A 25,912-nucleotide genomic window follows, 5' to 3' on the forward strand; every position below is an offset into this window, starting at 1 on the left:
AAAAAAACTTTTGAAGGTGCAGGTCGAGTACCTGGGTTTTCTTTAGGGTTAAAGAATTATTTATACATTAATGATGGAAATACTTTATATGTCTTAGATAAAGATGGGAATGAAATTAAAAAATGGAGCACACAATCCGCAAACCATTCATCTTCAGCTCCTACAATTTACTCAAAAGATGGAACAATTTACGTTGGTGGTGCGGATGGTATCTTTGCGTATAATCCAGATTATACATTAAAGTGGAAGTATTCTGCCGGAATCGTTACAGAATCACCAGTAATTGATAAAAATGGTATCGTTTATTTTAAAGCATCCAATGAAATACATGCCTTAAATCCAGATGGAACATTAAAATGGAAAATGCCACTTGCATTAACGAATACGAATGCAAATAATTCTATAACAATCGGTGCGGATGGTACGCTATATACTGTAGGAGCTGGTGGATCACTTATAGACGATTCTTATTATTATTCTCTAATCGCAATTGGAGACACGTATATAGATAAAGTATGTACAAAAGGAAGTACATTCATGGAAGTACTTAAATCACTTGAAGCAAAAAGTAAGAATGCGAAATTAACAGAAGAAGAAAAGAAAGAAGCCCGCGATATCTTAAATAAGCTTCCTAGTATCACACAAGGTGAACAAGGAAAGAAAGAAGCGTGCGATATCTTAAATAAGCTTTCTAGCACACAAGGTGAACAATTTGAACAAGGGAAATATGATTTACAAGCTGGATCTCCTTTCGGACAGAATTGGAGCAGGAATTTACTTTATGCTGGAACAGAACCGAATAAGATAAAATGGGAGTATAAACTTTACCATAAGGATGTTACAGAAACTCCTCAAAGTCTGAATACACCATCATTTGGAGCGAATCCAGCAATTGGACGTGATGAAACTATTTATGTAACAACTGGATGTTTGACTAGTAGTCCGAATACTAAGTTACACGCTTTAAATGCAGATGGTTCGGTAAAATGGAAGAAGGAAATTATGTCGGGAGCATACAGCATGCCTGTTATTGCTGAAGATGGAACTATTTATGTTACTGCGGGTCATTTACTTGCTTTCAATCCAGATGGTTCAATTAAATGGCAAGTGAACTGTCCATCTACAGAGACTCCTGTTTTGGATCGTGACGGTACAATTTATGTAAGAAATACAGCAGCAAAACGATTAGAGGCCTATAATCCAGATGGCTCAAAGAAATGGTCATCTCCAATAAGTGATGCATCACCTGGAAATAATTCTATGCTCATTTCAAAAGATGGAACAATCTATACGTTAGTTACGAATGGTGAGAATAAATATCTCTATGCCCATGATAAAACTGGTAAGCTATTGTGGAGTAAAACTTTCCGGGGGGAATACTACGGTCAGGGACTCACTTTAGGGATAAATAATGAAATACTTGTAAATACACGGGACAAATTATATGTTTTTGATAAGAATGGGAACATAGTGCATCAGTGGAAAGAAAAAAAGGAAGAAGTATTGCTTTCCGCACCTACGGTTTCTTCTACAGATGGAACAATTTATGTTGGTGGAGCAGGTTATATTTACGCATATAATCCAGACTATTCCTTAAAGTGGAAATATCTAATTCCAACTAAAAGGATTGATAGGAATGTTGGTGGGGCACCAGTAATCGATAAAAATGGTGTCATTTATTTTAACACAGCTAGTGAAATATATGCCTTAAACCCAGATGGGACATTGAAATGGGAAATGTCTAAATCAACAACATCCTTTGCTAATTATTATTATGGTGCTAATAACTCAATAACAATTAGCAAAGATGGTACTATATATCTTGTAGGTCGAGGTGGTGAAGGGAAAGACGGTGGTTATGCGTCCTTAATAGCAATTGGAGACTCTTATACAGACAATGTATGTACAAAAGAAAGTACATTCATAGAAGTACTGAAATCCCTTGAAGCGAAAAGCAAGAATGCCAAATTAACAGAAGAAGAAAAGAAAGAAGCACGTGAGATCTTAAATAAAATTTCTAATGATCTTGATAAGAAAGATAACTAAATTCAACTTTTTTAGAATTAAATAACTTGTAAAAAGGAGTGGCTATGGCTGCTCTTTTTCTTTTTAAAAGCACATTAATAATAAAAAAAGATGAGTAACGAAAAAGATGCTCATCTTTTAATACACGTCTATTGGTTCATTATCATAATGGAATTCATCTTCAATTTTTTTATTACAGTCATTGCAATAATGCCGATATCCAAAGCCTGTACTAACAGAATGCCAACCACCATTATTTCCACGACTGCAAAATTCTTGCTCTTTTTCAGTAATCATAAAATGACAACTTCTCATTCTTTTAGTTCTTATTGATATGTCTGTAAGATTAACTATATTACATACTTATCGTCAAATCATGATAAGACTCATAATCCATAATACAAAATGAAGAAAAATCATCAAAAATGTAAAAGTTTTTTTAAAATGGGTATTTTCGCCCATCCCCCTCGAAATGGGGGAATAGCAAGTGAACTATTAGGTCCCACCATATCATTCCGGGAATTCTGTACGTTTAGACACACTTTCGTCACAATCACCCTTTTTACTGTACGCTAAGAGATATTTGTTCAGAAAACCTTATGTTTGTGGACAGAGGATAAAACTCAATAATATCAACGTTTCCTAGCTATAATCATGTTCATAAAGTGTGTAAATAAATCAATGTTCAATTAAACTTAAGCTTTTATCTTTCTGAACATGTACGTACCTTTAAAAAATACTGTAATGATAAGGTTTTGTAGTCCTTAGCGTACAATTTTTCCAAAATGATATAGTGACCCCTAATTGGCCACCTTGCATCTTTGACACTATCAGTTCAGTTACCTTCGCCACTGCTACTGGGAGGGATCAAGCAGCTTCATAGCACGTATGGACTTCTGGCAGTAATGAAAGGAGGCATAATTGGTGTTTTTATCTACCGACAAAAATTCACGAGTGATATCCGAAAAATGCTGTGTGGTATTTGACCCCTCCGATGGAGCCATTCACCACATACATAGTGTCGTAAACATGGAGGGTGCTGAAGAACCGGAACATACTATCAAGCAACGGACTCTTGAATTAGCGAAAGAATTTGGAGTTGCTGTTGAACAAATGCAGATACTTCATGTGGAGCCAAGTAGCTTCGAACATAATAAGCTTTATGCAGTAGATGTAAGCAAACGATGCTTGATGGTAGTCGAGCAACCAATTGACTAAGCACAAAAATAAGCAGCTATACTACTTATATTCCACAAACGGGCGCTTTAATGGAATAAGGATTACAAAAATAATCAAACTGTGGATTTAAAAGAAAGTCGCGACGTTTATAAAAATGTTGCGATGCTCTATCCCTTTAGATGGTTATCTAAAGGGATGTTTTTATAGCGAAAAGGAAAAGAACATCTGAATTGCAAGATAGATTAAGGAACTGTTGAGTGGCAATAAGGTATTCCGTTAAAGGGCCATATAGTTTAATAAATAAATCCCAATTTCTCAATTATGACACTGAGCGATTGGGATTTTGAATGCTGGAATGTAAATGATCAAAAAACTCTATTTTTTTAATGATATATTTCATGCTAGAAATAAGAATATTTTACATAAAAAGATTGAATGAGTGCATTCTAATAGTATGGATAAAAAAGCAAGGGAGGGAAATTCATGAGTTATAAACTCAGTTTATTTCCGTTCAAAATCGAGAGAGTAATTGAGGATATTAAAGAAATTCCAGAGGGGGTTAAAATGATAAGAGCCCCTGAAGTTTGGGATACTGGTCAGAAAGGATTGGGAGTGGTAATTGCTGTAATAGACACTGGTTGTCAAAAAGAACATCCTGACCTCCGTGATAACATTATTTCTGGAAAAAACTTCTCTAATGATGGTAACGATGATGATTACTCCGATAATATAGGGCACGGTACTCATGTAGCAGGAACCATTGCAGCCGTTATAAATGGAGATGGAGTGATTGGGGTGGCTCCAGAAGCAAGCCTTCTTATCCTGAAGGTTTTTGACGTAGATGGTTACGCGAAAAACGAGAATGTGATTAAAGCTATTGACCATGCGATAGCATACACAGGACCTAATCAAGAAAAAGTAAGAATTATAAATCTGTCATTCGGTTCTAGTCAAGATGACCCCCGCCTTCACGAGGCGGTTAAACGAGCTGTTAATGCAAACATTCTAGTAGTTTGTGCTGCTGGAAATGAAGGAGATAATGACAGGTCAACAATAGAGATTGGATACCCAGCTGCTTACTCGGAAAGTGTCTGTGTCGGAGCTGTTGATTTAAATAAAAAAATAACTAGTTTTACTAACACTAATGATGAAGTGGATCTGGTTGCACCAGGACAAGGTATTTTATCTACATTTCCTGTAGGTATTGAAGATAATAATCCTGATTCCAAGCCAGGATATGCTATCCTAAGTGGTACCTCTATGGCCACACCTCATGTCTCTGGAGCGGTAGCAATCATTATCAATCAAAGCGAACAAGACTTTAAACGAATTCTGACAGAAGATGAAATTTATGCTCAACTAGTCAAGCGAACTGTATCATTAGGATATAGCAAGCAAGAAGAAGGTAATGGCTTATTAATTTTAACGGAATAGTGTTCTACTCTTCATTGAATGTTGTTTTAAGAAGAGGTTGCTTAGAAAATGTTTTAAAATGAATTATAAACAGCATTCTCAAAGTATTCATAAATTAGGAGGGCGTTTTTAATGGCAGAAGAACAATTAGATATTGAAAGGCTAGCTGAAGTACCGGTACACCGACTCAAAAAATTCCTTAGTTTTATCGCGGAGCATAACCTGTGGGACGATTTGGAACAACACCTAAAAGATCGAGGTTGTAAGAAACTGCTTATGAGTTTTGAACCAGTTAAAGAAATCGGAAACATAATACAAACGAAGTCGGCTGGGCTTATAAGTGTACAGGATAGAGAGGGCTCCATGCAGTTGAAATGTGGTTGTGATGGATGTAATGGAGGGTCTTCTAACAAAGACCCTGGCGATGGTGGCTTACCTCCTGGTGGCACACCAAAGTGATTTTAAAGAACTAGTGACAATTTAATCTTATAGTATTAAGGGATTTATCTTAAAAGATGGTATTACTTTAATGCTATCTTTTAAAAGGATAACTTTACAATACGAAATGGCGCTATTATTGAACAACATAAGTAAAAAAGATCAATCTTTTTTATAAAAACCAATCTTAAATCTACTAGAAAAGCATCCATTTTGATCAATCTTTTTTCAACATGGATGCTTTTTATTTATTGTAAAATGCTGGATTTCGGGGTATTTTTGATCAAACTTTCAAAGCTACATCAGAATTATAAAGCCCGCAGTGACTAAACTGAAAAATTTTCCTTGTGACATAATGTGCAAAGAAAGTAAAAAGTGAGGAACATGCGATTTCTACCATTAGTTTATAAAATAAAACAGTAGCATGAATTCTAATGAGTTCATGCTACTGAAGAATAGAGATTATTTAGCTTTTACAGCTTCTTTTAATGCTTTCCCTGCTTTAAAGGCTGGTACTTTACTCGCAGGAATTGACATGGATTCCCCTGTTTGTGGATTGCGTCCTTCACGGGCAGCACGCTCTCGAACTTCGAATGTTCCGAAACCAACTAGTTGTACATTGTCTCCATTTTGTAACGCATTTTGAATGGAATCAAACACAGCATCTACAGCAAGACTTGCTTTTTGTTTTGTTAGTTCGGATTCCATTGCGACTTTTTGAATTAATTCTGTTTTGTTCATAAAAACACCTCATTGAAATAGATATCTGCTTTAGTATAAAGGGACGAACGGAACAGGGCAAGATAGCTTGTGTAACTACAAATCTGCAAATCTGAAAGAATACTCAGTAATATATATAATTTCACGTACCACACTGATTAATAAAAATAAAACCCACAAAACAATTCATCAAGGGTTGCTTCTTCTTGTCTCTCTCCAATACAATAGACATATAGAATAACTGAAAAGAAAGGTGACTCTATCCATGAATCAACCTTTAGTGAATTTACGAATCGACTTTGCATTTAAGCAATTATTTGGGGTACAAGGACAAGAGGAATTATTGATTTCTTTTTTAAATGCTATTTTGCACGATTCTTTAACTACACCGATTGTATCACTGAAAATTGAAGACCCACATTTGCATAAAGAATATGAAGAAGATAAATTATCCATACTAGATATACTTGCTACACTTCAGGATGGAACAAAAATAAATGTGGAAATACAGTTGAAAAATACACAAGAGATTGTAAAACGTTCCTTATATTATTGGAGTAAATTATATACTTCACAATTAGAAAAAGGTATGTCTTACCGTTCCTTACGGAAGACAATTGCGATTAATATATTAGATTTTGATCTCTTTCCTCATTATGATGATATGCATACAGTTGGACAGTTTTGGAGTCAACAACAGCAGCAAGTCTTACTCGATGATCTAGAAATTCATTTTATTGAAATTCCAAAATTGCTTCAACAATGGAGAGAAGAAAAAATTAATCCGTGGGAAAATGAATTTGCTCGTTGGTTACTCTTGTTACCAGCGCATGAAGATGAACATTTGACCCGCACATTGGAGGATATCGCCATGAAACAAGACCCAATGTTACAAAAAGCGATCCACAAATGGGAAAATATGAGTCAGAGTAGTTCCTTCCGTTTAGCATATGAAGCACGGGAAAAAGTATTAGTTGATGAACAAGCAAAATTAGCACATGCCCGTGAAGTTGGTATGGAAGAAGGTAAATTAACCGAAAGAAAACAGTTAATCCGAGGCATGTATAAAAATGGTATGGATATAGAAGATATTGCGAAGTTTACCAATATGGATATTTTAGAAGTACGCAATATTTTAGAACAATAAAAGGTATACATCTCTTATGAAGGAGATGTATACCTTTTATTTTCTGACTATTATAAATTTAGGTGTTTTTCCTTGCTAGGTTTCTTTGCCCAACCCCCGAAAAAGGGGGATAAGACAGAAAATACCAATTGATAAGCGATAAGCGTAACAAAAAGGTAGAAGATTTATATTGTGACAAATTATTTTTGAGACAGTATTTAGTTACATCAAAACTCAGTACGATCTAGGTTAGAATGTAAAAAGAAAAAATGTAACAAAAACGTTCAGTATTTTTACGGTGTAAATAATCCTTAGCGTGGGTTTTATGTTAGTGAGTTGGCTGAACCCCCTATAGTACCTACCTTAAATTTGAATTTTTTTCTAAATTACGTTAAACTATATCAGAATAATTAAATTTAGAATCTCCCGGCGAAAGATTCTAGAATACCCTAAAAAAGAGTCATGTTTTACATTCACATGACTCTTTTTTGTTTCTATAATTTTTGATTAATCAAAACACGCTGTTTCTATATTCAATTGAATCATTCTTTTATGAAAAAGTTTGATAAATTTTGTTATCCTTGCTCAATTAAAGCGACCTTCATCTTGAAAAATCATTCATCGTTAGCTTTGAATGTTGAAGCCAGGAACTGCCCTGTTAGCCAACCATGCTGCACTTCATAGCACCATAGATAATGAAAAACCTTCGTTCTTTCATGGGAGTTGAAGAAGGGGGCACGATAACAATCATTTTCTATTTATTTTTGACCTTAAGGGCCTTAATTACTTCTGCTGTTGCCTCAGCAATAAGCTTGTCGTTATAATCAGCATCTTTTTTATCACGACTTGAAAGTATAGCAAGAACAATAGGGTCTCCTTTTGATGGCCAAATGATCGCAATGTCATTTCGTGTACCATATGATCCGGCTCCAGTCTTATCAGCCACTACCCAACCTTTCGGCACTCCAGCACGAATTAACGCACCTCCAGTAGTATTTCTCTTCATCCAATCTATTAAAAGTTCACGTTTCTCAGTTGAAAGTGTATCTTTCAATGTAAAAGCCTGAAGACTAGTAGCAAGTGCTCTTGGTGTACTCGTGTCATGAGTTTCACCAGGATTAACTTCATTTAAATATGGCTCAAATCGCTCAGGATTGGTAATATTATCCCTAATTTCCTCCAGTTCTTTTTTAAACCCAGTCGGTCCCCCCAGTTGTTTAAGGATAAGGTTTCCAGCAGTATTGTCACTGTATCGAAGAGAAGCATCACAAAGCTCCTTAAGAGTCATTCCCGTATCAACATGCTTTTCTGTAATCGGACTATAATTAACAAGATCCTCACGTGTATAGGTAATTCTTTGATCAAGGTCTTCTATTGCCTTCTGTTGTAAAAGTGCTCCTACAGCTAGAGCCTTATGAGTAGATGCATAAGCAAAACGTTCATCTGGATGATAGGTTACTGTTTGTTTTGTACCAGTATCCAACGCAAAGACACCAAGCCTCGCATCATATTCCTTCTCAAGTTGTTCAAATTTCTCCATTGTAGTTTCTTTTGCCGTTATATGTTCTGACGTTTGGTTAGTTCCCTCTGTATGTTCTGATTGTTGTACAATCTGTTTTTTCTCATCTGAGCAGCCTGCAACCATAAGCACCAAGCCTATTGGTGCTAGCATTTGATAAAACCCTCTTTTGTTCATGATGAAAAACCTCCTAATTATTTGATTAGACTCTTATGTACGATTGAAAAAAAACCCTTATTTAAGTAGTTTTAAAAGACTACATTTGTAGTCGGATTACATCTGTAGTACAATATTACAGATGTAATCCTATAAAGTCAACTCTTTATTTTTTACCATCAAGCTACTATAAATATGCTATATACCTGTTTTTAAAAATTAAAAAATCCAAGAGAGTTGGTGTTGAGAGACATGTTTTTAACTCATTTTATAATTGGCCTATTGGTGTCTTCATTTTCCGTTACTGTTATTCTACTTATACGAAAATGGTTTGGAAGACAACTAACAGCAAAATGGCACTATCATTTGTGGATGTTTGTTTTTATCGCTTTAGCACTTCCATTCATACCTACTTATTTATATAATTTTAGTTCTCTCTTTAGCGGTGGGAATACATATCAGACTAATACGCTCATCCCTAATACAAAAATAACTGGAACTAATATGATGCAGGGCCTACACCTGATAAAAGACTTTTCTGTATCCGTCAATCGGCCGGATCTGTCCTTACTTAATATGGGAGTGATGGGATTATGGATGTCAGGGGTGCTATTATATACTTTTATTATGGTTCGTGGATGGATTACACTTAGAAGGATAAAGAATCATTCTTCTAAGTTTTCCAATCAAGAAGTTCTGGTGCTTTTCGAAGAATGCAAGAAAAGACTACAGATTAAAAAATCAATAAAGATTGTTATTTCAAAAAGAGTCCAATCTCCAATGATATTTGGACTTTTTCAAACATATATCGTCTTACCTTCTCAGCATGAAAACTGGCTTAGCTTGAAACATTACGAGTATATCTTTCTTCATGAACTGAATCACTATAAAAATAAGGATTTGCTGACAAATTACGTGATATTGTTCTATCAAATCATTTATTGGTTTAATCCCCTTGTCTGGCTTGCTTTTAGAGAAATGCGATTAGATCGGGAAATCGCATGTGATACATCTGTTTTACATTTACTAGATGATAATTCATTTAGTGAATATGGAAATACAATTATTAATTTTTTGGATTTTTCGAAACGGTCAAGTAAGCTACAGTTAGTAACAAAAATAAACGGTTCGAAGAGTCAAATCAAAAAACGAATTGAACAAATTGCTGCCTATAAGGCTGGTACAAAGAAATCAATAAGAAAAAGCTTATTGATTTATGCGTTGGCTAGTATCATTTTGACAGTCCAATTACCTCTCATTTCCGCATTTGCGACGGAAAACGACCGATATTATTTTAATAATAACAGGGTAGTTTATGAGGATTTACATCAATTCTTTAAAGGGTATGAAGGAAGCTTTGTTTTATATGATTATAACGCACAGCAATATCGCATTTATAATGAAGAGAAAAGTACGTTGCGGGTATCACCTGATTCCACATACAAAATCTATAGTGCCTTATTTGCACTAGAATCAAATGTGATATCACCCGAAGAATCCACCCTTTCATGGGACGGGACGAAGCAACCCTATGACGCTTGGAATATAGATCAGGATGTCTCATCTGCTTTACAAAAATCTGTAAACTGGTATTTCCAAGAACTAGATCGTAGAACAGGATTTGAAACCATACAATCTAATCTCCAAGATATGAAATATGGAAACTCCAATGTATCTGGGGGATTGGATAAATTCTGGCACGAATCCTCACTAAAAATTTCTCCAGTCGAGCAAGTGCAACTGCTGCAAGCCTTTTATTACAATCAATTGGGATATAAGGAAATGAATATCGAAGCTGTGAAGGAAGCACTACTCTTAGAAAAGAATGAGGAAGCTCGCCTATCAGGAAAAACAGGTACAGGAACAGTGAATGGAAAAAACATCAATGGTTGGTTTATCGGGTATGTAGAGACGAAGCACAATACTTATTTCTTTGCTACCAATATACAAAATAAAGATGATGCATCGGGAAGTAAGGCTGTAGAAATTACTTTATCAACTTTAAAAGATTTAAGAATCTATTAAAGAAAATGGAGGGGATAAATATGGAGAAAAACATTCCTAGTATATCAGAATCAGAATGGGGAATCATGAACGTACTTTGGGACAAAGCTCCCCAAACGGCGAATGACATCATACTTTCCTTACAGGAGAGTACTGATTGGAAGCCGAAAACCATACGCACTCTTCTCGATCGATTGGTTCAAAAAGATGTAGTAGGTGTCAATAAAAATTTAAGAGTTTACACCTTTTACCCGCTCTATACGCAGGAAGAGTGCCAGCGTGCTGAGACCAAATCATTTATCAAGCGTATCTATGGAGGTGCCTTGAAATCCATGCTTACTCAATTTATTCAGGGAGATACCCTATCTGATGATGAAATCAACGAACTACGCTTTATTTTAGATAAGAAACCTAAAAAGCAATGAATAAGAGGAAACGTATGAGTCAAGACACTTCGTTCCGTAAAGAATATGAGGAAAGGGAAAAAGCATTAATGGATGAAGCTGCTGGAATTGCTCATGCACTCAATAAAGGGCGTGAGCAAGGGCATACAACAAGGAAAGATACAATTAGTTCGTGGTATGCATAAGAATGGTGTATCTGTACAGAATATTGCTAAAATGACTGGATTGTCAGAAACAGAAATACAACGATTCTTACAAGGGTAATCTAATTAGGATGAAACAAAAGCTACCCTATATGGGATCACCTTATCAAAAAAAGAAAAGCACTCCTCGGAGTACTTTTCTTTTTAATAAATATCATCTATACTAGTTTTTACTAGGAGTTAAGTTTAGAGTATACTCTCCTAAGTTTAATGATACGTTTTATTTAATAAACCGCAAAATTGGCTGATTTTGTGGTTTATTTTTATGGACGATAAAATTTAACATGGTTACCATTACGATCGAACCAACCTCTAAATGCCCAGTTAATCCATCCACCATCACCTTGATTCGTAAATTCCCCATCTTCAAATACCCAAATTCCAAAAGTGATTCCATCATATACTGTTGTTCCGAAGAATTTAACACCGTTAAAACGATCATGATAGTTTTGGTTTAAATTAAAAACCATAACATTATAGCGTTGACCTGCAGAATAAAATGTTGATTCCATTACGCCTTTTACAAATCCTGAACGGTTAGTTTGAGTATTGATGGAATTCCTAATCATGTTAGCGATACCTAATACATCTATACTTACATTTAAATTTGCACTAGCTTTCGCTGCTTTTGGTAAATTAGACTCTACAAAATTAATAGGTAATTCAGTAGATAGGTTAGTAGGAATATTTGTTGTAGAAGGGGAGATTTCAGCCGCACTTGCATCTGTTGGTGCAAACGCTCCTAATCCTCCTAAACCGATAGCTCCAGCTAAAGCAATGTTCGTCAACTTTTTCATTTTTTTCATAAAAAACCCTCCCTTTATATTTTTATAAGGTATTATCCCCTACACTTTAAAGTATATATTTCTTATACAGAAGAGGTAAACCATTTAATTGGAAAGGAATTAAATGGTTAATAGTCGAAAAAAAGAATAAATATACAAAAACAATAAAATTTATGTATATTTGAAACTAAATTTAAGTTAAATATACATTTATAGGAATAAAAAATATTGACTGAATCTTTTGTCGATAATTGAAAAATTTTTTATTTTAGTATCTTGGGTTCTGGCACAAATATATGAAGAAGAATATAGATGATAGTAGATTTGTTGGTTTATAAAATGTTTGATCAAAATTTAATCTATTAACGCTGATTTACCCAATAGGGGGTCACCATACATCGTCATCAAGTTAAAATTTTATAATGCCCCCAAAAATGAAAAATTAGGGGCTTTAATAGCAACGAAATTCATTTTTATCGTTTTTGGGGCAACCTGTTCTGTTAGCTTGATGGGCATGTAAAGTAACCTCTTATAGGGTGTTTTTTATAAACTGGACTGTAAATTAAGACTCTTTTTCATACCTCTTTCGGACGGGAACACTAATTGACCATTTGTAATCAATAAAAAACGCTCCATTTGTGGAATTAGTACATGTATAATCTTTATACCATTGGAAAACTCTTTGACTGGAGAATAATAGATAGAAAAATGTTGTTGATGTAATCGCTCTTGTAGTTCTTCGATGTAAAGTATTAAATTACGTTCTGAAAATCTCGGTAAATCCTCAAACGAAACATAAGTGGCTGGAAATTGATTAAATACGGAGCACATATCCATTTCTGCACAAGCATAGTGACGAGGATACGGCTGTAATTGGTTCAAAAAATGCTCTCGATGTGCTAGCTCATCACCAATATTTGCAGAAGCGATATGATTCACCTGAACCAGTTCTGTAATACTTCGTAAGATAGCATATTCAGGGTATAAAGATGTACCAAGACCAAATATACCAGTATGCTTTTTATTTTTTGTAACAGCTAATATAGTTGGAATTGCAACTTCCGTTGTAATATCTAATAGTATAATTTCCTCTTGTAATTCCTCTTCTGCGTGTACAATCATTTCTTTTAGGGATGGTGAAAGCGTATTTGGATGAATTATTTTTAATGTATGATCTGGCATATCATAATAGAAATAACGAAGTAAGAATAAAGAAAAGGCATCTCTTTCAATGACTTCATTCGTTGCATGTATAATCGCCTCATGTAAAGTGGAACCAATGGCTGTACCACTATTAGAACTGTATCGTTGCACTTTCTGATACTGATAAGTATCCGTTTCAATTGGATGTTGCATATAATGTGGATTAGCAATGAAAAATGGGTACCATACATGTTGTTGTGTATTATTCAAAGAATAGTATTTTTTACAAAGTAATTGTTGATCAGGTTCCTCTACTATCAACTGCATAACACGCTCTCCGTCAAATATTGGGTTCTTCGCAATATGATGAGAAGAGAAAAAATCACACTCTTTCATTGATATATTCTCCAGAGTATAATGCTCTAAGGCCTCAAACAATGCGCCTAATTCATTGTACTTCCCTTTTCCTACGCCGAATGATTCAATTTGTTGATTTAAATTAAATAATTCCACATATGTGGTTTGTATTTTATCTCCAAAAGCTTTTTTTTTCACTGAAAAACTTAATTCTTTGAACGTATCCATAATACGTTGATGCGCAGTTTCTTCTAAGGTTTCTCTTTCCCAGGAATATAGCATTCTAATAACCTCCAGTTAAATAAATTAAATGAATACAATTTTTTATGGATTTATGTATAGATAAAGAGGACATCATAAGAATGTCCTCTTTATCTTCTTTATTTTTTTTCTTGTAGTTTCTGTAATTCTTTTGTTTCAGACACTGTTAATTTAGGTTCATGCTTTTCACTTGTTACTATAATCCAACGTCCCATTATGAACTCCTCCTTTATTATATAATCATGTGGTACATCTAAATTATATGAGGGAAATATTAGGGGGAACAACCTATTTTTATGAAAATTCAAATTTATCAATAAATTAAATTTCTATAATTACAATTTTTATGTATTTAGTGATAAGGAGAACTCTCAATGTGTCCATATAAGTATACCTTTACAGATAGATAGAAACCTATAAAAAACTACGTCTATAAATGTCGGTTTCTCCTTTTACAGACATCTGTATATTTTGTGCACCTTTACAGACGTAATTGGTATAATTACCAGTGAGGTGTAGTGTATGAAACATAAAAAATTTGGATATGTACGAGTTTCGAGTAAAGATCAAAATGAAGAACGGCAAATTCAGAATATGAAGAATTTAGGGATAGAAGATCGGGATATTTTCATTGATAAAGAATCTGGGAAAAATATGGAGCGAGAGAATTATCAAATGTTAAAACGCCTTGTTCGTACAGGAGACACGATTGTGTTTGACTCCTTAACAAGACTTGGGAGAAATATGAATGATACATTAGAGGAATTTAGGTACTATGAAAAGCATAGGGTAAATTTAGAATTTATCAAGGAACCCTATATTAACGTCAATTACACTGGGGAAAGTACAAATGATGTCATTCAGAGCGCAATTCAAAAAGCAACTCTTACAATATTATCAGCCTTTGCAGAAAAAGAGCGCATTGATATTAAACAACGTCAAGCTGAAGGAATTGCTCTTGCCAGAAAACAAGGAAAACACTTAGGACGTCCTCCTGTCGAAATAACAGAAAAATTTATTGAGGCTTATAAGGAATGGAAATCCGGTTCGATTACAGCAGTAGGGGCCATGAAAAAGTATGGCATCAAACGTTCTTCTTTTTATAAGCTTGCTAAACAGTATGAGGAAAGGATGAAAAAATAAAGAGGCATATGCAAACAAAAACAAACCCTCATAACAGAGAGCTTGTTCTCGTATGTTTTCTACAAGAAAATAGGATGATAGGGTATTGGCTATGACAATTTAACTTTATCATACGTTGAATAATTTTGTATTGAGAAATAAAAGTACCATTTTGTTAAGTTGGAAATAGGGTGTCTTTTACTACAAACTCATAAAATCGTATTTTCTCCTTAAAAAACACGAAAATATATCGCTGAGAATCGCATTTTAAGCCAATTAACTTTGATTTTATGTACAATGACCTTACTAATCTCCCTCTAGGGCTTATCTGGGGTACTGCCGTCAAAACGAAATGCTGGTGGAACCCCTAATACAGGACATTCATAAACCTGAAAAGTCCTAATATCTCTACAATGTATAAAATCATGAATAATACGATACAAAAAGAAAACGGACAAACCTAATTATATCAAAGGTTTGTCCGTTTTTCTTGCTACCGATAATAGGACGTTATGTTAACCGATCATGTATAGAATATTTATTAATCAAAGAAAGTGTAATCTTGAAATATAGTTTGATTTACAAAGAAGTTATTTACGTGATTTATTAAAAAATATTGCAATAACTAATAATAATACTCCTATTATTGAAATTAAAGATGAAAAGTTATTCATTCCCTTTTCCCCCTTTTATTACGATGATAACAAAAAGTTCGTTAAATTTGTAAAGCAGCTCCCATTTACTTTACTTTTTGCTTAGCGTGTTTTTTTCAAAAATGTGGCGATACCCCACCCAAAGGGTTCTGGTGCAAAAAATCTATCAAACTTGGACATACTGATATTATCAATCTACAAAAGGACGTGATCAGTATGAAAAAGCAAAATTTATTTAAGTGGAAACATTATCAGCCTGATGTGATTATATTAACAGTCAGATGGTACTTACGGTACAGCCTAAGCTTTCGTGATTTAGTGGAAATGATGGAAGAACGAGGCTTATCTATTTCTCACACAACCATTATGCGGTGGGTACATCAATACGGTCCTGAGTTAGATAAACGAATTCGGCGATATCTTAAACAAACGAATGACTTCTGGAGAGTCGATGAAACATATATCAAAGTAAAAGGTCAATGGATGTATCTATATCGTGCAGTGGATTCCAAAGGAAACACGATTGATTTTTATCTCAGTGAAACAAGAGACACAAAGGCTGCAAAGCGCTTTTTCAAGAAAGCTTTGCGGTCTTTTCATGTTTCACAACCCCGTGTGATAACTATTGATAAGAATCCCGCCTATCCTGTAGCAATTGAAGAGTTGAAGAATGAAAAAAAGATGCCTGTAGGCATCCAAATAAGGCAAGTGAAATATCTTAATAACATCGTGGAACAAGATCATAGTTGATAATTATATTTACTTAATCAAAATCCTTTTATGCTTTTATCTTGAATCTTAAAAGAGCCACAATCCCAGCCGTTGGGGATTGTGGCTCTTTTTCTTTCTTAGTTGTTTATTATGAATTCCCTCTTAAAATATGTTCAACTTCTTCTATACTTAATTTACTTGCTTTTGCGATCGTTTCAATTGGTACACCAAGTTCATGCATACCTTTAATCATTTGTATTTTCCCTTGCTGAACCCCTTCTTGAATACCTTCTTTTTTCCCTTCATTACGAGCATGAGCAAATTTTGCGGCCTCATCCATCAACGCTCTCTCCCTTGCTTCATACGCTTGTCGGAAAGAAGAATCTTGACTCATACGTTCCCATTTATTCATTGCTTTTTGTAAAATTGGGTCTTGGTTCATCGCAATATCCTCCAATGTTTGGGTTAATTGTTCATCTTCATTCGCTGGAAGTAATAATAACCAACGAACAAACGAATCTTCCCAGGGATTAACTTGTTCATTACGCCACTGTTGCATCAGTTTGGGAATCTCCACGATGTGAACTTCAATATCACTACTCAATATCTTCTGTTGTTGCTGATTCCATAGGATGCCTGTTGTATGGAATGCCTCATATTCAGGAAACATAACGAAATTTAATAAATTAATTGTAATCGTTTTATGAAGAGAACTATATGGCATTCCCTTTTGTAGCTGAGATGTATATAACCTTCCCCAGTAATATAAACTTCTCTTAATCATGTCATGATTATTATTCAGTTGTATTTCTACATTTACCTTTGTGCCTGTATCTAATGTAGCGGAAATATCTAAAATCGATAATTTATCCTCTTCATGTTCTCGGTGCAAGTGCGGGTCTTCTAACTGTAACGAAGCAATCGGTGACTCTAACGAGTCTTGTAACATGGCATTTAAAAAAGCAATCAGAATATCTTCATTTCCGCTTGTACCAAATAATTGTTTAAAAGCAAAATCAATACGTAAATTCACTAACTGTTGGTTGGACATGGGTTTTCCTCTCCCCATCTCATACGATGTTTTTCTTTTATTGTACATAAAAGGAGAGTACGCTTGCAAACAAGTTCTTTCGGCGGCATAAACAAGAACTTATACCTTATGGGGTACCGCCAGCATTTTGGAAAAACCCCACGTTAAGCAAATTTCGACATAAAAATAAGCAATTTTACTTAACGCACGTATTACGAAAGAATCCCAAAAAAGGTATGAGCACTATTCTAATAAAGGGCGTATTTAAAATGATACATATCCTAAAAGGAGCAACTTAGATGTACATTCAACATATCCATCTATTATCACCTATTACCTCGTAAAAGTAACTTTATATAAATCATTTTTTAACAATTTAGAAATAGAAACCATACCATAAATAATGTTTTGTTATTATTAGACTAAGTCAATGAAAATGCCCTATATAAAGGAGACTTCTATATTAGGAGTCTCCTTTATTATGTAGAAATTGCTTAGCGTATAAGTGATTAATGAATTGATTGTGTAGGGGAATTAGTAAGAGGACGACTGTACATAACAGCAAAGTTAATTGGCTTAAAATGCAATTCTCGGTGACATAAATAAGGGGAAGAATGAAATATACGATTATTAATTTAGGTTTCTTTGCCCATCCCCTCGAAAAAAGAAGGGGGAATAAGAAAAAATTATTGTACTCGCTCTTTATAAGAGATAGCACCAAACATTTTAAGAATTTCATGTAATTAGATGAACCAACAAACGGATTTGATCCACGAATTGTTCATATGAATCTAATAGTTATTACGAGTAAGGCCGATTAACCAGCGCCACTTAGACCTAATAGGGGTGTATACCCATGCCCATCAACTTAAGAAATTTTAGTACCCCAATAGAGAAATTGAGTTGAATATATAAAACCGAGATACTCCCATTTTTTTCGATTTAGGAATATCCTGGTTTTATTAGCTTGATAACGGTGTTTCCGTAACCCTATAAAAATCAACTTTTCCAGGGTATTTAATTATTAATTTATTGAGGTTATACTACATTATCTAAAAGAGATATTTTAAAGAAAACAATTCTAATGATAAATTTTTTCTGATGTTTTTTATATTTGTAAATCTAACATCTTTATTTATGGCGTACATGCATCACCTTTAGGAAAGACATGAGGCGATAATTGACATAGGCTATGTGCTTCTCTATATCTATCAATAGTAGCTAAATGTATTAAGTCTTCTGTTAGAGTACCTGAAACAGAACTGAATTCATCCGAAATTCCTTTATCAATAGATCCTTTGGTTCCAAAATAGTTGAATTTTTTTGAATGAAGTTTTTGGAAACGATTTAACCATTCATTTGAAATATATAAATTTTTTATTGCTTTATTATATAGACCCTTTTTATTTTCATCCCATTGTTTGTCTGGAACAGAACCTTCCTTGATAGGTAAGGTATTAAATGTATAAACTCCGCTAATCGATTTTTTAATTTCGCCACCATATTTCCAATTAGGTCCACTTACTAACCAATTGGCTGAACGAAGATCAAGATACAATTTTGTTGCTAACCATCCGCCAAGAGAGTGTCCTGTTAAATACCAATCATACGAAGCGTATTGAGGAAAATTTTTGTATATATAATTTGTATAAAGTTGCGCATGGGAAATTTGTCCTGGGTTATCATTCTCTATTACATTTTTTGCAGCATTGAAATCATATATATTTTTTTCACTACCAGCAATTGCGATAAATAACTTCTTACTGGATGGAACGACTACTGCCATTGCTTTGAATCCTGTTGCATCTAATTTATTAATCTCACCTGACTTATTTGTGGCCATAGGATGGTAGCGATTTCCATTTACATCAATGGTATCAATTATTACATACTTACCTGCTTGTCCTAAATTTGAATTGTTTAGTTTATATTGCAAATCATTCAAGTTTTCTGCTGATCCATTTACTTTATAAACTAGACTTGATAACCTATGGTACACACCTGAAGGATTGTCCTGAAAGCCAGCAGCATTTACCTCTATTAAACTAGCATTAAATAAAACAAAAAAAACAAAAAAACATCCAAGATACCTACTTAACCTCTTCTTCATTATTTCACCCCATCTAATTTACATGTATTAACATTTATAGATTAACTTAACAAAAGATTTTTTACAATATTTTTCTTTAATAACTTAATGTGGTAATATATAGACGGATACACAAAAAATATTACTAATAGGAGTGAAAATATGATTAAATTGAAAAAATTATCCACAGTATTAATTGCAAGCGCTTTACTCATATTACCTACAACTGCAAGTGCAGCGAGCTTGTACGGTGTTGTGAGTAATAAATGGGATGGAAGAGGCACCATTGAGAATGCTGTAGGTCTCGATGGGGACACTGTTTTTGTTGGCAATTCTAGTGATTTAGCTGTATTAAGCACTGAATCTGGTGGATCAACAATTTCACATGAAAAAAACAAACCTTCTTTTCCTACAAAAGGCATGGTAAAAACATCTGATGGCAACATTTTTATTGCGGGAACACAAGGAAGATGGAAAGTTGTAGATTCATCTGCAAGTTTAGTTGAACAAGGGCAACTATCGGACAAACGTAATCCGAGATTTGTTAAGCTACTATCGGATGGAAGGATTTTATTAGTTTACGATAAAGGTTATTATACTATTCTTGATGGTGATTCTCACGGCGTAACACGAACAGGAAAATGGCCAAATGATTGGAATATTAACGATTCAATTGAGTTAAGTAAAAGCCAAATCTTGATGGTAGGGGATAAAGGAAATTATCAAGTCATGTCGCTAGAAAACGGAAACGTCATCAACTCTGGGGATTGGGGATCAACAAAAGATGATATTATGTCAATTGATAAACTTTCTGATGGTACTATGTTAGCTGTTGGGGAAGGTTCAAAATTCGCCCTCTTTAAAGACGGAAAAAAGATTGATAGTGCAGAACTGACTGATAAAGAATATAAGAATTATAAATGGAATAAAGTCGTGGCTCTCAAGAATAAACATGCAATAGTAATTAGTTCCAATGGTCAGATGCTTTTGGTTCAGGTTGATGGAAATAATAAAATTTCTGTTAAAGCAAAAACAAAACTAGACCATTATACTTCTAACGGTAGTGCAGTAAAGATTAAAGAGAATCAAGTATTCTTTACACTTTCTAGTGGTAACTATATGGTTTATCAAGCGGATTTATAAAAATATAGACCTATTATTGATGACGTTTTACATACGGAAGAATTAGCATTTCCTTTTTTAAGGTTACTTGTTTTATGTGGGGATAATCCTTCAATTCCTCAATCTTCACTTGACTTGTATTTTATGTTGAAAGCAAAGTAAGAGAATCCGGTTCTGGTGCAAAAAATCTATCAAACTTGGACATACTGATATTATCAATCTACAAAAGGACGTGATCAGTATGAAAAAGCAAAATTTATTTAAGTGGAAACATTATCAGCCTGATGTGATTATATTAACAGTCAGATGGTACTTACGGTACAGCCTAAGCTTTCGTGATTTAGTGGAAATGATGGAAGAACAAGGCTTATCTATTTCTCACACAACCATTATGCGGTGGGTACATCAATATGGTTCTGAGTTAGATAAACGAATTCGGCGCTATCTTAAACAAACGAATGACGGTTCTGGTGCAAAGATTTGAAGAAGGACACGAATAATAGTAGATTCCTAACGGAATCGTATTTTATGCTATAAGTCCAAATACTTGGTGAATGAACTCTTTTTGATTTTGGACAGACTGATTCGGTAAATTAATCTGTCCCTTTTTTATCATATGCATGGCTTCAACACCACTCAATATAGAGGTTGCTGTTTTAAATGACTCGAATCCCAACATAGAACGTACACGTTTCTTAATAAAACGATGATCTTGTTCCACGATATTATTGAGATATCTAACTTGTCTTAGTTGTATGCCTTCAGGCATATGTTTCTCTCCCTTCAACTCTTGAATCGCTACAGGATAGGCAGGGTTCTTATCTACTATTATCACACGAGGTTTAGAAACATACGAAAAAGCCAAGGCTTTCTTGAAAAAGCGCTTGGCTGCTTGTTTATCTCTTGATTTACTTAGATAAAAATCAATTGTATTGCCCTCTGAATCAACCGCACGATATAAGTACATCCATTGCCCTTTTACTTTAATATAGGTTTCATCGACTCTCCACGAGTCATTTGTTGATTTAAGATGATGTCGTACTTTCTCTTCTAATTGAGGTCCATATTGATGAACCCAGCGCATAATCGTTGTGTGAGCAATTGATAATTCTCTTTCCTCCATCATTTCCACCAGGTTACGGAAGCTCAAATTGTACCGCAGGTACCATCTTACTGTTAATAAGATTAGTTCGGGCTGATAATGCTTCCATTTAAACAAATTTTCCTTTTCCATACTGATCACGCACCTTTTTTAGAGTCATACATATCAGTATGTCCAAGATTAGGAGATTACTTACAAGAATCTTGGAATTTTGCACCAGAACCTTTAGGCTAATAGGGGGATCGCCAGCATTTTGAAACCCCCCACATTAAGAAAAAAAATACAATGAGCCGCCCGTATGGACAGCTCATTTACATAATTCTCGAAAGCCGAAGTCATTTTAAAGTCCTATATGTGGACTTTTTTCTTATTCCAAAGATACACCACCAAACTAAAGCTAAAAGTAGTATGAGAAGCGGTATTCCCTGAATACAGAGAAATCCTTTCCAAAAATTAAGTTCAGTACTGTCTGGGGGATCTGTTGCCATCACACCTATAAAAATTGCCATTGGAATAGCGAGTATATTTATCCCTAAACCGACCATTACGAATGATAGATTTTTTTTCCTGATTTTTGGTGAATCAGCCTTGATAATTAAGAATATTCCAGTGCCGAATATAAGAAACAGTATTCCATAAAATTCAATATAACCCATAATATATCCCATAATAACCCTCCATGACTTTAATTGTACCATCAGTAAGGACAATCTTGTGCAAATTCGGATGAATATTATATTCATGCTGGCTTACCCGACTTAACTTTACATGTATAGGATATACATCCAAAAATCTGAACAAATCAGTTCTCTGAAATGGTATAATAAGGAAAAATATTAGGTGTGAAGGAGAAACTATATGAAAGAAAAGATTTGTAATCAATGCGGAATACCGTTGACAAAAAACCTTCTAAAAGCTGTAGGAGGAAGTGTTGGTATTTTAAACAAACCATCCCAATATGCTGTTGTAAATGCAACGTATAGTGAAGTAATTCCATATGTTTGTTCTACATGTGGAGAAGTTCGTTTCTTTGTTAATGATCCAGAAAAATATAAAGAACAGTAAATTTTCTCTTAAACAATAGGAGAGGTTTGCTATGAAAGTCATTAATGGGAGATAAAACATGAATTTTACAAAGAAAGAAATAAAAAAAGAAATTAAGAAAACCAAACGAAAATCGTTAATTGTATTATTTTGTATAGTTGGTTTGTTCGTGTACGGAGTGTATTGGGGGTTTTTCAGTATGGATCGACTACCAACAGGTGAAAAGATTGCTGAAAAACAGTCTCCTGACGGAACATATACATTCAAAGCTTACGTAACAAGCGGTGGAGCGACAACGGGTTTTGCTGTTAGAGGGGAGTTAGTATTTAATCACCGCAAATATTTTAAGACAAAGAATGTGTATTGGAATTACCGAGAGGATACAGCAAAAATTGTTTGGCAAGACAATAATACAGTAATCATTAACGGACATACATTAAATGTTCCTGAAGATACATACGATTTCAGAAACGATTGACTGCTGAGAACGTGAATTATGTGAACAAAAAAGTCCCCCAGCTAAACTAATCTGGAGGACTTTTTTTATCCTAGTACCAGCGTAACTAGGATAAAGGTAACAAATCCGCTGCCTTTTTTAAAATTTTGCATAAAAAAAGGAACCTAGTTTCCTAGGTTCAAAATAAAGTGTAAATTGGAATAACTCGTTGGATTCATTAAGAACTATATTTATATTATAGAATATATTTTAAATATACACAAGAATTTATCTTGAAATGGTAGATAACATATATCAAAAACTATTTATAACATTATAAATTGAAACCTTTTTTGTTGTTTGTTCTTGTCTTTTGGTCTTACATTTTCTTTTTGGCTAGAGTGCTGGCTCGTCGTGTGGGGGCGAAACCCCACGTAGGGGTCCCGCCACATACCTATCAAGCTAAGATTTTGAAGTACCCCTTAAATGAAAATTTTCTTTCTCTATAGTTAGTTATTTTGAGAAGTCAGCTCATTTTTTCATTTTAGGAGTGTTTACTTATCTTAAGTTAATTGGTATGCAGCGAGACCCCTAAAATAAAGTTGTACTTATTTCTCAACTAATTAAATAGATAAATATGGTAAAAATATATTTGGATGTAAGTTCAATATAAAAGTAAAGTGGTTATCAAGTCGAAGAAAGGCACTCAAAAGAGTGCTTTTTCTTTACAAAAAAATAGACTACTTCTTTTTCTCTTTCATATTGTTTAATAATAAACAAAAATTCAAGGAGGTTATAGTTTTGAAACGGTTATTTCTCTGTATGGAACGAGAACTTGTTGTCTTAGAAGAAAAAAACGAAGAGTATCAAATTCAATACCATTTACAAGGTATGCAGCCTACCTGTATTGCGGTAGACCCATTTCAATCCAACCGTATATATTGCGGTACGTTTAGCCGGGGATTATGGTTAAGTGACGATAGGGGAGATTCTTGGAGACCGATTGGCGATTCTTACCGTTACTTTGATTTTCCTAAAGAAGATGGTATTTTACATTCTTCTATTACTGCGATAACTGTAAGCTCCAATAAGAAAGTGAATGGCTATGGCGTCGTTTATGTCGGTACAGAACCTAGTGCCTTATTTTTCTCAGAAAATGGTGGTGAAACGTGGAACGAATGTAAAAACATGAAATCATTACTTTCTTCATATACGTGGGCATTTCCCCCTCGTCCTTTCACGCATCATGTACGATGGATTACAGTTGATCCAAATAAACAAGATACGCTACATGTATCGATTGAAGCCGGGGCTGTTATTCAAAGTAACGATAATGGACAAACATGGGAAGATAAAAAATTCGGTGCTCCAATCGATGCTCATCAATTGCTTGTGCACCCTGATGCTTCTAATCGTCTTTATGCATCATGCGGTGACGGATTTATAAACGGTCCTGATCGTGCCTATCTCGAAAGTTATAATGGTGGAAGTAGCTGGACTTCATGCAGTGAAGGACTAGAACATCATTATTTATACAGTATGGCTATCGATCCTGCTGATTGTGATACGATTCTCGTTTCTGCTGCGCCAAGTGCTGATCTAGCTCACCACCGTATTCCTTATGAGTCTTATATTTATCGAAAAACGAAAGATACACCTTTCCAACAAGTACATCAAGGACTACCACCTGCAATCGGTACAGTTATTTCCATGCTTGCAACAAATCCTGCCGAGCCTCATACGTTTTACACTTTAAATAATAATGGTGTCTTTCAATCTATGGATAGCGGACAAACGTGGGAACAACTAAACATTCCATGGAAAGAGGAATATAAAACACAGCACCCCCATGCGTTACTCGTTACTAGTTCACAACTCGCATAGTTTTCCGGCCAAAAAAGTTCCTAAAATATCAGCTGCTCAAATTAATATTGGAAACAGCATAGATTGTATGTCATTTATTTTTATTTCTTTCACGTTTATTCATAAGAGTTCGGCTCATTTTTTTCGCTTTGGAGAACAATTATTTCTTAAGTTGATAAGCATGGGGCCCGCCCACATTTTAACGAAAATATACTCTAAGCAATTTTCGACATTAAGAAACGTTGATTTTACTACTCTAAGCAAATTATTAATCTCAAAAACTGTGCGTACTACCCCAATAATAAAATAAAAACTAGCCGCCTCGTGAGAGACTGGTCTAGTTTTTATTTTATTATCATTTAAAGTAATAAATTACAATATATAGTTAATATGTTATTATTTTAAACGTTATGTCTCACAAATTATTACATAGGAGGAAAACTATGAAAAAGAAATTTATGTTAATGCTGCTACTGTTTTCTTTGATGGTAGGATTAAGTCCTCATTTAATAACACAGGCACAAACTACTAACACACAGGGTGCTCAATTTGAACAAGGGAATTATGATCTACAAGCAGAATTTCCTTTTGGACAAAGTTGGAGCAAGAACTCACCATATGCTGGAACAGATGTTAATAAAGTGAAATGGGAATACAAACTTTACTTTAACGATGGTTCCAACAATAATCTTGTACAGGCATTCTCTTCCCCACCAGCAATTGGACGAGATGGTACTGTATATGCAACAAATCAAAATGGTAAGTTATATGCATTTAATAAAGACGGCTCTATCAAATGGGTTAAAGAGGATATGGTAACAGCACATACAACACCCGTTATTGCGAAAGATGGAACAATTTATGTTGCAGGTATGAAATTTACTGCTTTAAATCCAGATGGATCAATAAAATGGCAAGTTAACGATGTGAATATCCAAGATACACCTATTATAGATAGTAAAGGTATCATTTATGTACGTAATATAAAGACAAATAAATTAGAAGCA

The 25,912-nt window shown here is 34.3% G+C and carries 22 protein-coding genes and 3 pseudogenes; 16 read left to right on the plus strand and 9 right to left on the minus strand.

Annotation, left to right across the window (positions count from 1 at the left end; genetic code table 11):
* A partial coding sequence (locus H280_RS26210) for an outer membrane protein assembly factor BamB family protein (protein ID WP_051094796.1) occupies window positions 1–2,046 on the plus strand: 2,046 nt, incomplete at its 5' end.
* Between the two features lie 117 nt (window positions 2,047–2,163).
* Here the strand turns inward: H280_RS26210 and H280_RS25890 are convergent.
* Window positions 2,164–2,340 (minus strand): hypothetical protein, encoded by a 177-nt coding sequence (locus H280_RS25890; RefSeq protein ID WP_155895035.1) that lies wholly within the window; start codon window positions 2,338–2,340, stop codon window positions 2,164–2,166.
* Between the two features lie 609 nt (window positions 2,341–2,949).
* Between H280_RS25890 and H280_RS0120040 the strand changes: the two genes are divergently transcribed.
* The 3 genes from H280_RS0120040 to H280_RS0120050 all read left to right on the plus strand — a co-directional run bounded on the left by H280_RS0120040 (window position 2,950) and on the right by H280_RS0120050 (window position 5,076).
* Entirely contained in the window at window positions 2,950–3,243 is a 294-nt protein-coding gene (locus H280_RS0120040) for a hypothetical protein (RefSeq protein WP_020062906.1), read from the plus strand.
* Between the two features lie 444 nt (window positions 3,244–3,687).
* Window positions 3,688–4,638 (plus strand): S8 family peptidase, encoded by a 951-nt coding sequence (locus tag H280_RS0120045; protein ID WP_020062907.1) that lies wholly within the window; start codon window positions 3,688–3,690, stop codon window positions 4,636–4,638.
* 111 nt (window positions 4,639–4,749) lie between these two features.
* Window positions 4,750–5,076, plus strand: a complete 327-nt coding sequence (locus H280_RS0120050) for a hypothetical protein (RefSeq protein WP_020062908.1) — start codon at window positions 4,750–4,752, stop codon at window positions 5,074–5,076.
* Window positions 5,077–5,517: 441 nt separating this feature from the next.
* On the opposite strand, the gene H280_RS0120055 is transcribed toward H280_RS0120050, so the two are convergent.
* Complete coding sequence (locus H280_RS0120055; RefSeq protein ID WP_020062909.1) at window positions 5,518–5,796, minus strand: HU family DNA-binding protein; 279 nt, start codon at window positions 5,794–5,796, stop codon at window positions 5,518–5,520.
* Window positions 5,797–6,040: 244 nt separating this feature from the next.
* Between H280_RS0120055 and H280_RS0120060 the strand changes: the two genes are divergently transcribed.
* Window positions 6,041–6,922 (plus strand): Rpn family recombination-promoting nuclease/putative transposase, encoded by an 882-nt coding sequence (locus H280_RS0120060; RefSeq protein ID WP_020062910.1) that lies wholly within the window; start codon window positions 6,041–6,043, stop codon window positions 6,920–6,922.
* A gap of 733 nt (window positions 6,923–7,655) precedes the next feature.
* Here the strand turns inward: H280_RS0120060 and bla are convergent.
* Window positions 7,656–8,597, minus strand: a complete 942-nt coding sequence (bla, locus tag H280_RS0120065) for a class A beta-lactamase (protein ID WP_020062911.1) — start codon at window positions 8,595–8,597, stop codon at window positions 7,656–7,658.
* 231 nt (window positions 8,598–8,828) lie between these two features.
* Here bla and H280_RS0120070 point away from each other — a divergent pair, with 231 nt between their 5' ends.
* The 3 genes and pseudogenes from H280_RS0120070 to H280_RS25370 form a co-directional block, all read left to right on the plus strand.
* Complete coding sequence (locus tag H280_RS0120070; protein ID WP_028411317.1) at window positions 8,829–10,601, plus strand: BlaR1 family beta-lactam sensor/signal transducer; 1,773 nt, start codon at window positions 8,829–8,831, stop codon at window positions 10,599–10,601.
* A gap of 20 nt (window positions 10,602–10,621) precedes the next feature.
* Entirely contained in the window at window positions 10,622–11,005 is a 384-nt protein-coding gene (gene blaI, locus H280_RS0120075) for a penicillinase repressor BlaI (protein ID WP_020062913.1), read from the plus strand.
* Window positions 10,996–11,248: pseudogene (locus H280_RS25370) on the plus strand (Rpn family recombination-promoting nuclease/putative transposase); the annotation flags it as partial. The gene blaI and the pseudogene H280_RS25370, both read left to right, overlap by 10 nt.
* Window positions 11,249–11,450: 202 nt before the next feature.
* Here the strand turns inward: H280_RS25370 and H280_RS0120085 are convergent.
* Window positions 11,451–11,993 carry a hypothetical protein gene (locus H280_RS0120085; RefSeq protein ID WP_020062914.1) on the minus strand — a complete coding sequence of 181 codons (543 nt, stop codon included), beginning with the start codon at window positions 11,991–11,993 and terminating at the stop codon, window positions 11,451–11,453.
* A gap of 522 nt (window positions 11,994–12,515) precedes the next feature.
* A complete protein-coding gene (locus H280_RS0120095; protein ID WP_020062916.1) occupies window positions 12,516–13,754 on the minus strand; it encodes a YcaO-like family protein in 1,239 nt (412 codons plus the stop codon).
* A gap of 501 nt (window positions 13,755–14,255) precedes the next feature.
* On the opposite strand from H280_RS0120095, the gene H280_RS0120105 reads away from it, so the two are divergent.
* Together H280_RS0120105 and H280_RS24020 are read left to right on the plus strand one after the other, a co-directional pair.
* Window positions 14,256–14,876 (plus strand): recombinase family protein, encoded by a 621-nt coding sequence (locus tag H280_RS0120105; RefSeq protein WP_020062917.1) that lies wholly within the window; start codon window positions 14,256–14,258, stop codon window positions 14,874–14,876.
* Window positions 14,877–15,724: 848 nt separating this feature from the next.
* Window positions 15,725–16,252, plus strand: a pseudogene (locus tag H280_RS24020) (IS6 family transposase); the annotation flags it as partial.
* 115 nt (window positions 16,253–16,367) lie between these two features.
* On the opposite strand, the gene H280_RS0120115 reads toward H280_RS24020, so the two are convergent.
* Window positions 16,368–17,270 (minus strand): Rpn family recombination-promoting nuclease/putative transposase, encoded by a 903-nt coding sequence (locus H280_RS0120115; RefSeq protein WP_020062919.1) that lies wholly within the window; start codon window positions 17,268–17,270, stop codon window positions 16,368–16,370.
* A gap of 1,114 nt (window positions 17,271–18,384) precedes the next feature.
* Entirely contained in the window at window positions 18,385–19,359 is a 975-nt protein-coding gene (locus tag H280_RS0120120) for a hypothetical protein (RefSeq protein WP_020062920.1), read from the minus strand.
* A 141-nt stretch (window positions 19,360–19,500) separates the two neighbouring features.
* On the opposite strand from H280_RS0120120, the gene H280_RS0120125 reads away from it, so the two are divergent.
* Together H280_RS0120125 and H280_RS24025 are read left to right on the plus strand one after the other, a co-directional pair.
* Entirely contained in the window at window positions 19,501–20,481 is a 981-nt protein-coding gene (locus H280_RS0120125; protein ID WP_020062921.1) for a hypothetical protein, read from the plus strand.
* Between the two features lie 220 nt (window positions 20,482–20,701).
* A pseudogene (locus H280_RS24025) lies at window positions 20,702–20,923 on the plus strand (IS6 family transposase); the annotation flags it as partial.
* A gap of 63 nt (window positions 20,924–20,986) precedes the next feature.
* Here H280_RS24025 and H280_RS0120135 read toward each other — a convergent pair.
* On the minus strand, window positions 20,987–21,694 hold the full coding sequence (locus tag H280_RS0120135; protein WP_020062923.1) for an IS6 family transposase: 708 nt from the start codon (window positions 21,692–21,694) through the stop codon (window positions 20,987–20,989).
* A gap of 203 nt (window positions 21,695–21,897) precedes the next feature.
* A complete protein-coding gene (locus tag H280_RS0120140; protein WP_020062924.1) occupies window positions 21,898–22,230 on the minus strand; it encodes a hypothetical protein in 333 nt (110 codons plus the stop codon).
* 190 nt (window positions 22,231–22,420) lie between these two features.
* Between H280_RS0120140 and H280_RS0120145 the strand changes: the two genes are divergently transcribed.
* From H280_RS0120145 to H280_RS0120160, 4 genes are all read left to right on the plus strand, one after another.
* The gene (locus tag H280_RS0120145) at window positions 22,421–22,627 is read left to right on the plus strand and encodes a hypothetical protein (RefSeq protein WP_020062925.1); all 207 of its coding nucleotides are present in this window, start codon (window positions 22,421–22,423) and stop codon (window positions 22,625–22,627) included.
* A gap of 58 nt (window positions 22,628–22,685) precedes the next feature.
* The gene (locus tag H280_RS0120150) at window positions 22,686–23,084 is read left to right on the plus strand and encodes a DUF5412 domain-containing protein (protein WP_020062926.1); all 399 of its coding nucleotides are present in this window, start codon (window positions 22,686–22,688) and stop codon (window positions 23,082–23,084) included.
* A gap of 759 nt (window positions 23,085–23,843) precedes the next feature.
* Window positions 23,844–24,926, plus strand: a complete 1,083-nt coding sequence (locus tag H280_RS0120155) for a WD40/YVTN/BNR-like repeat-containing protein (RefSeq protein ID WP_028411319.1) — start codon at window positions 23,844–23,846, stop codon at window positions 24,924–24,926.
* A 422-nt stretch (window positions 24,927–25,348) separates the two neighbouring features.
* Window positions 25,349–25,912, plus strand: a 564-nt coding sequence (locus tag H280_RS0120160; protein WP_020062928.1) for an outer membrane protein assembly factor BamB family protein, incomplete at its 3' end; no start/stop codon positions are given.

It is taken from the genome of Bacillus sp. 123MFChir2, assembly GCF_000383235.1.
Taxonomy (GTDB): domain Bacteria; phylum Bacillota; class Bacilli; order Bacillales; family Bacillaceae_G; genus Bacillus_A.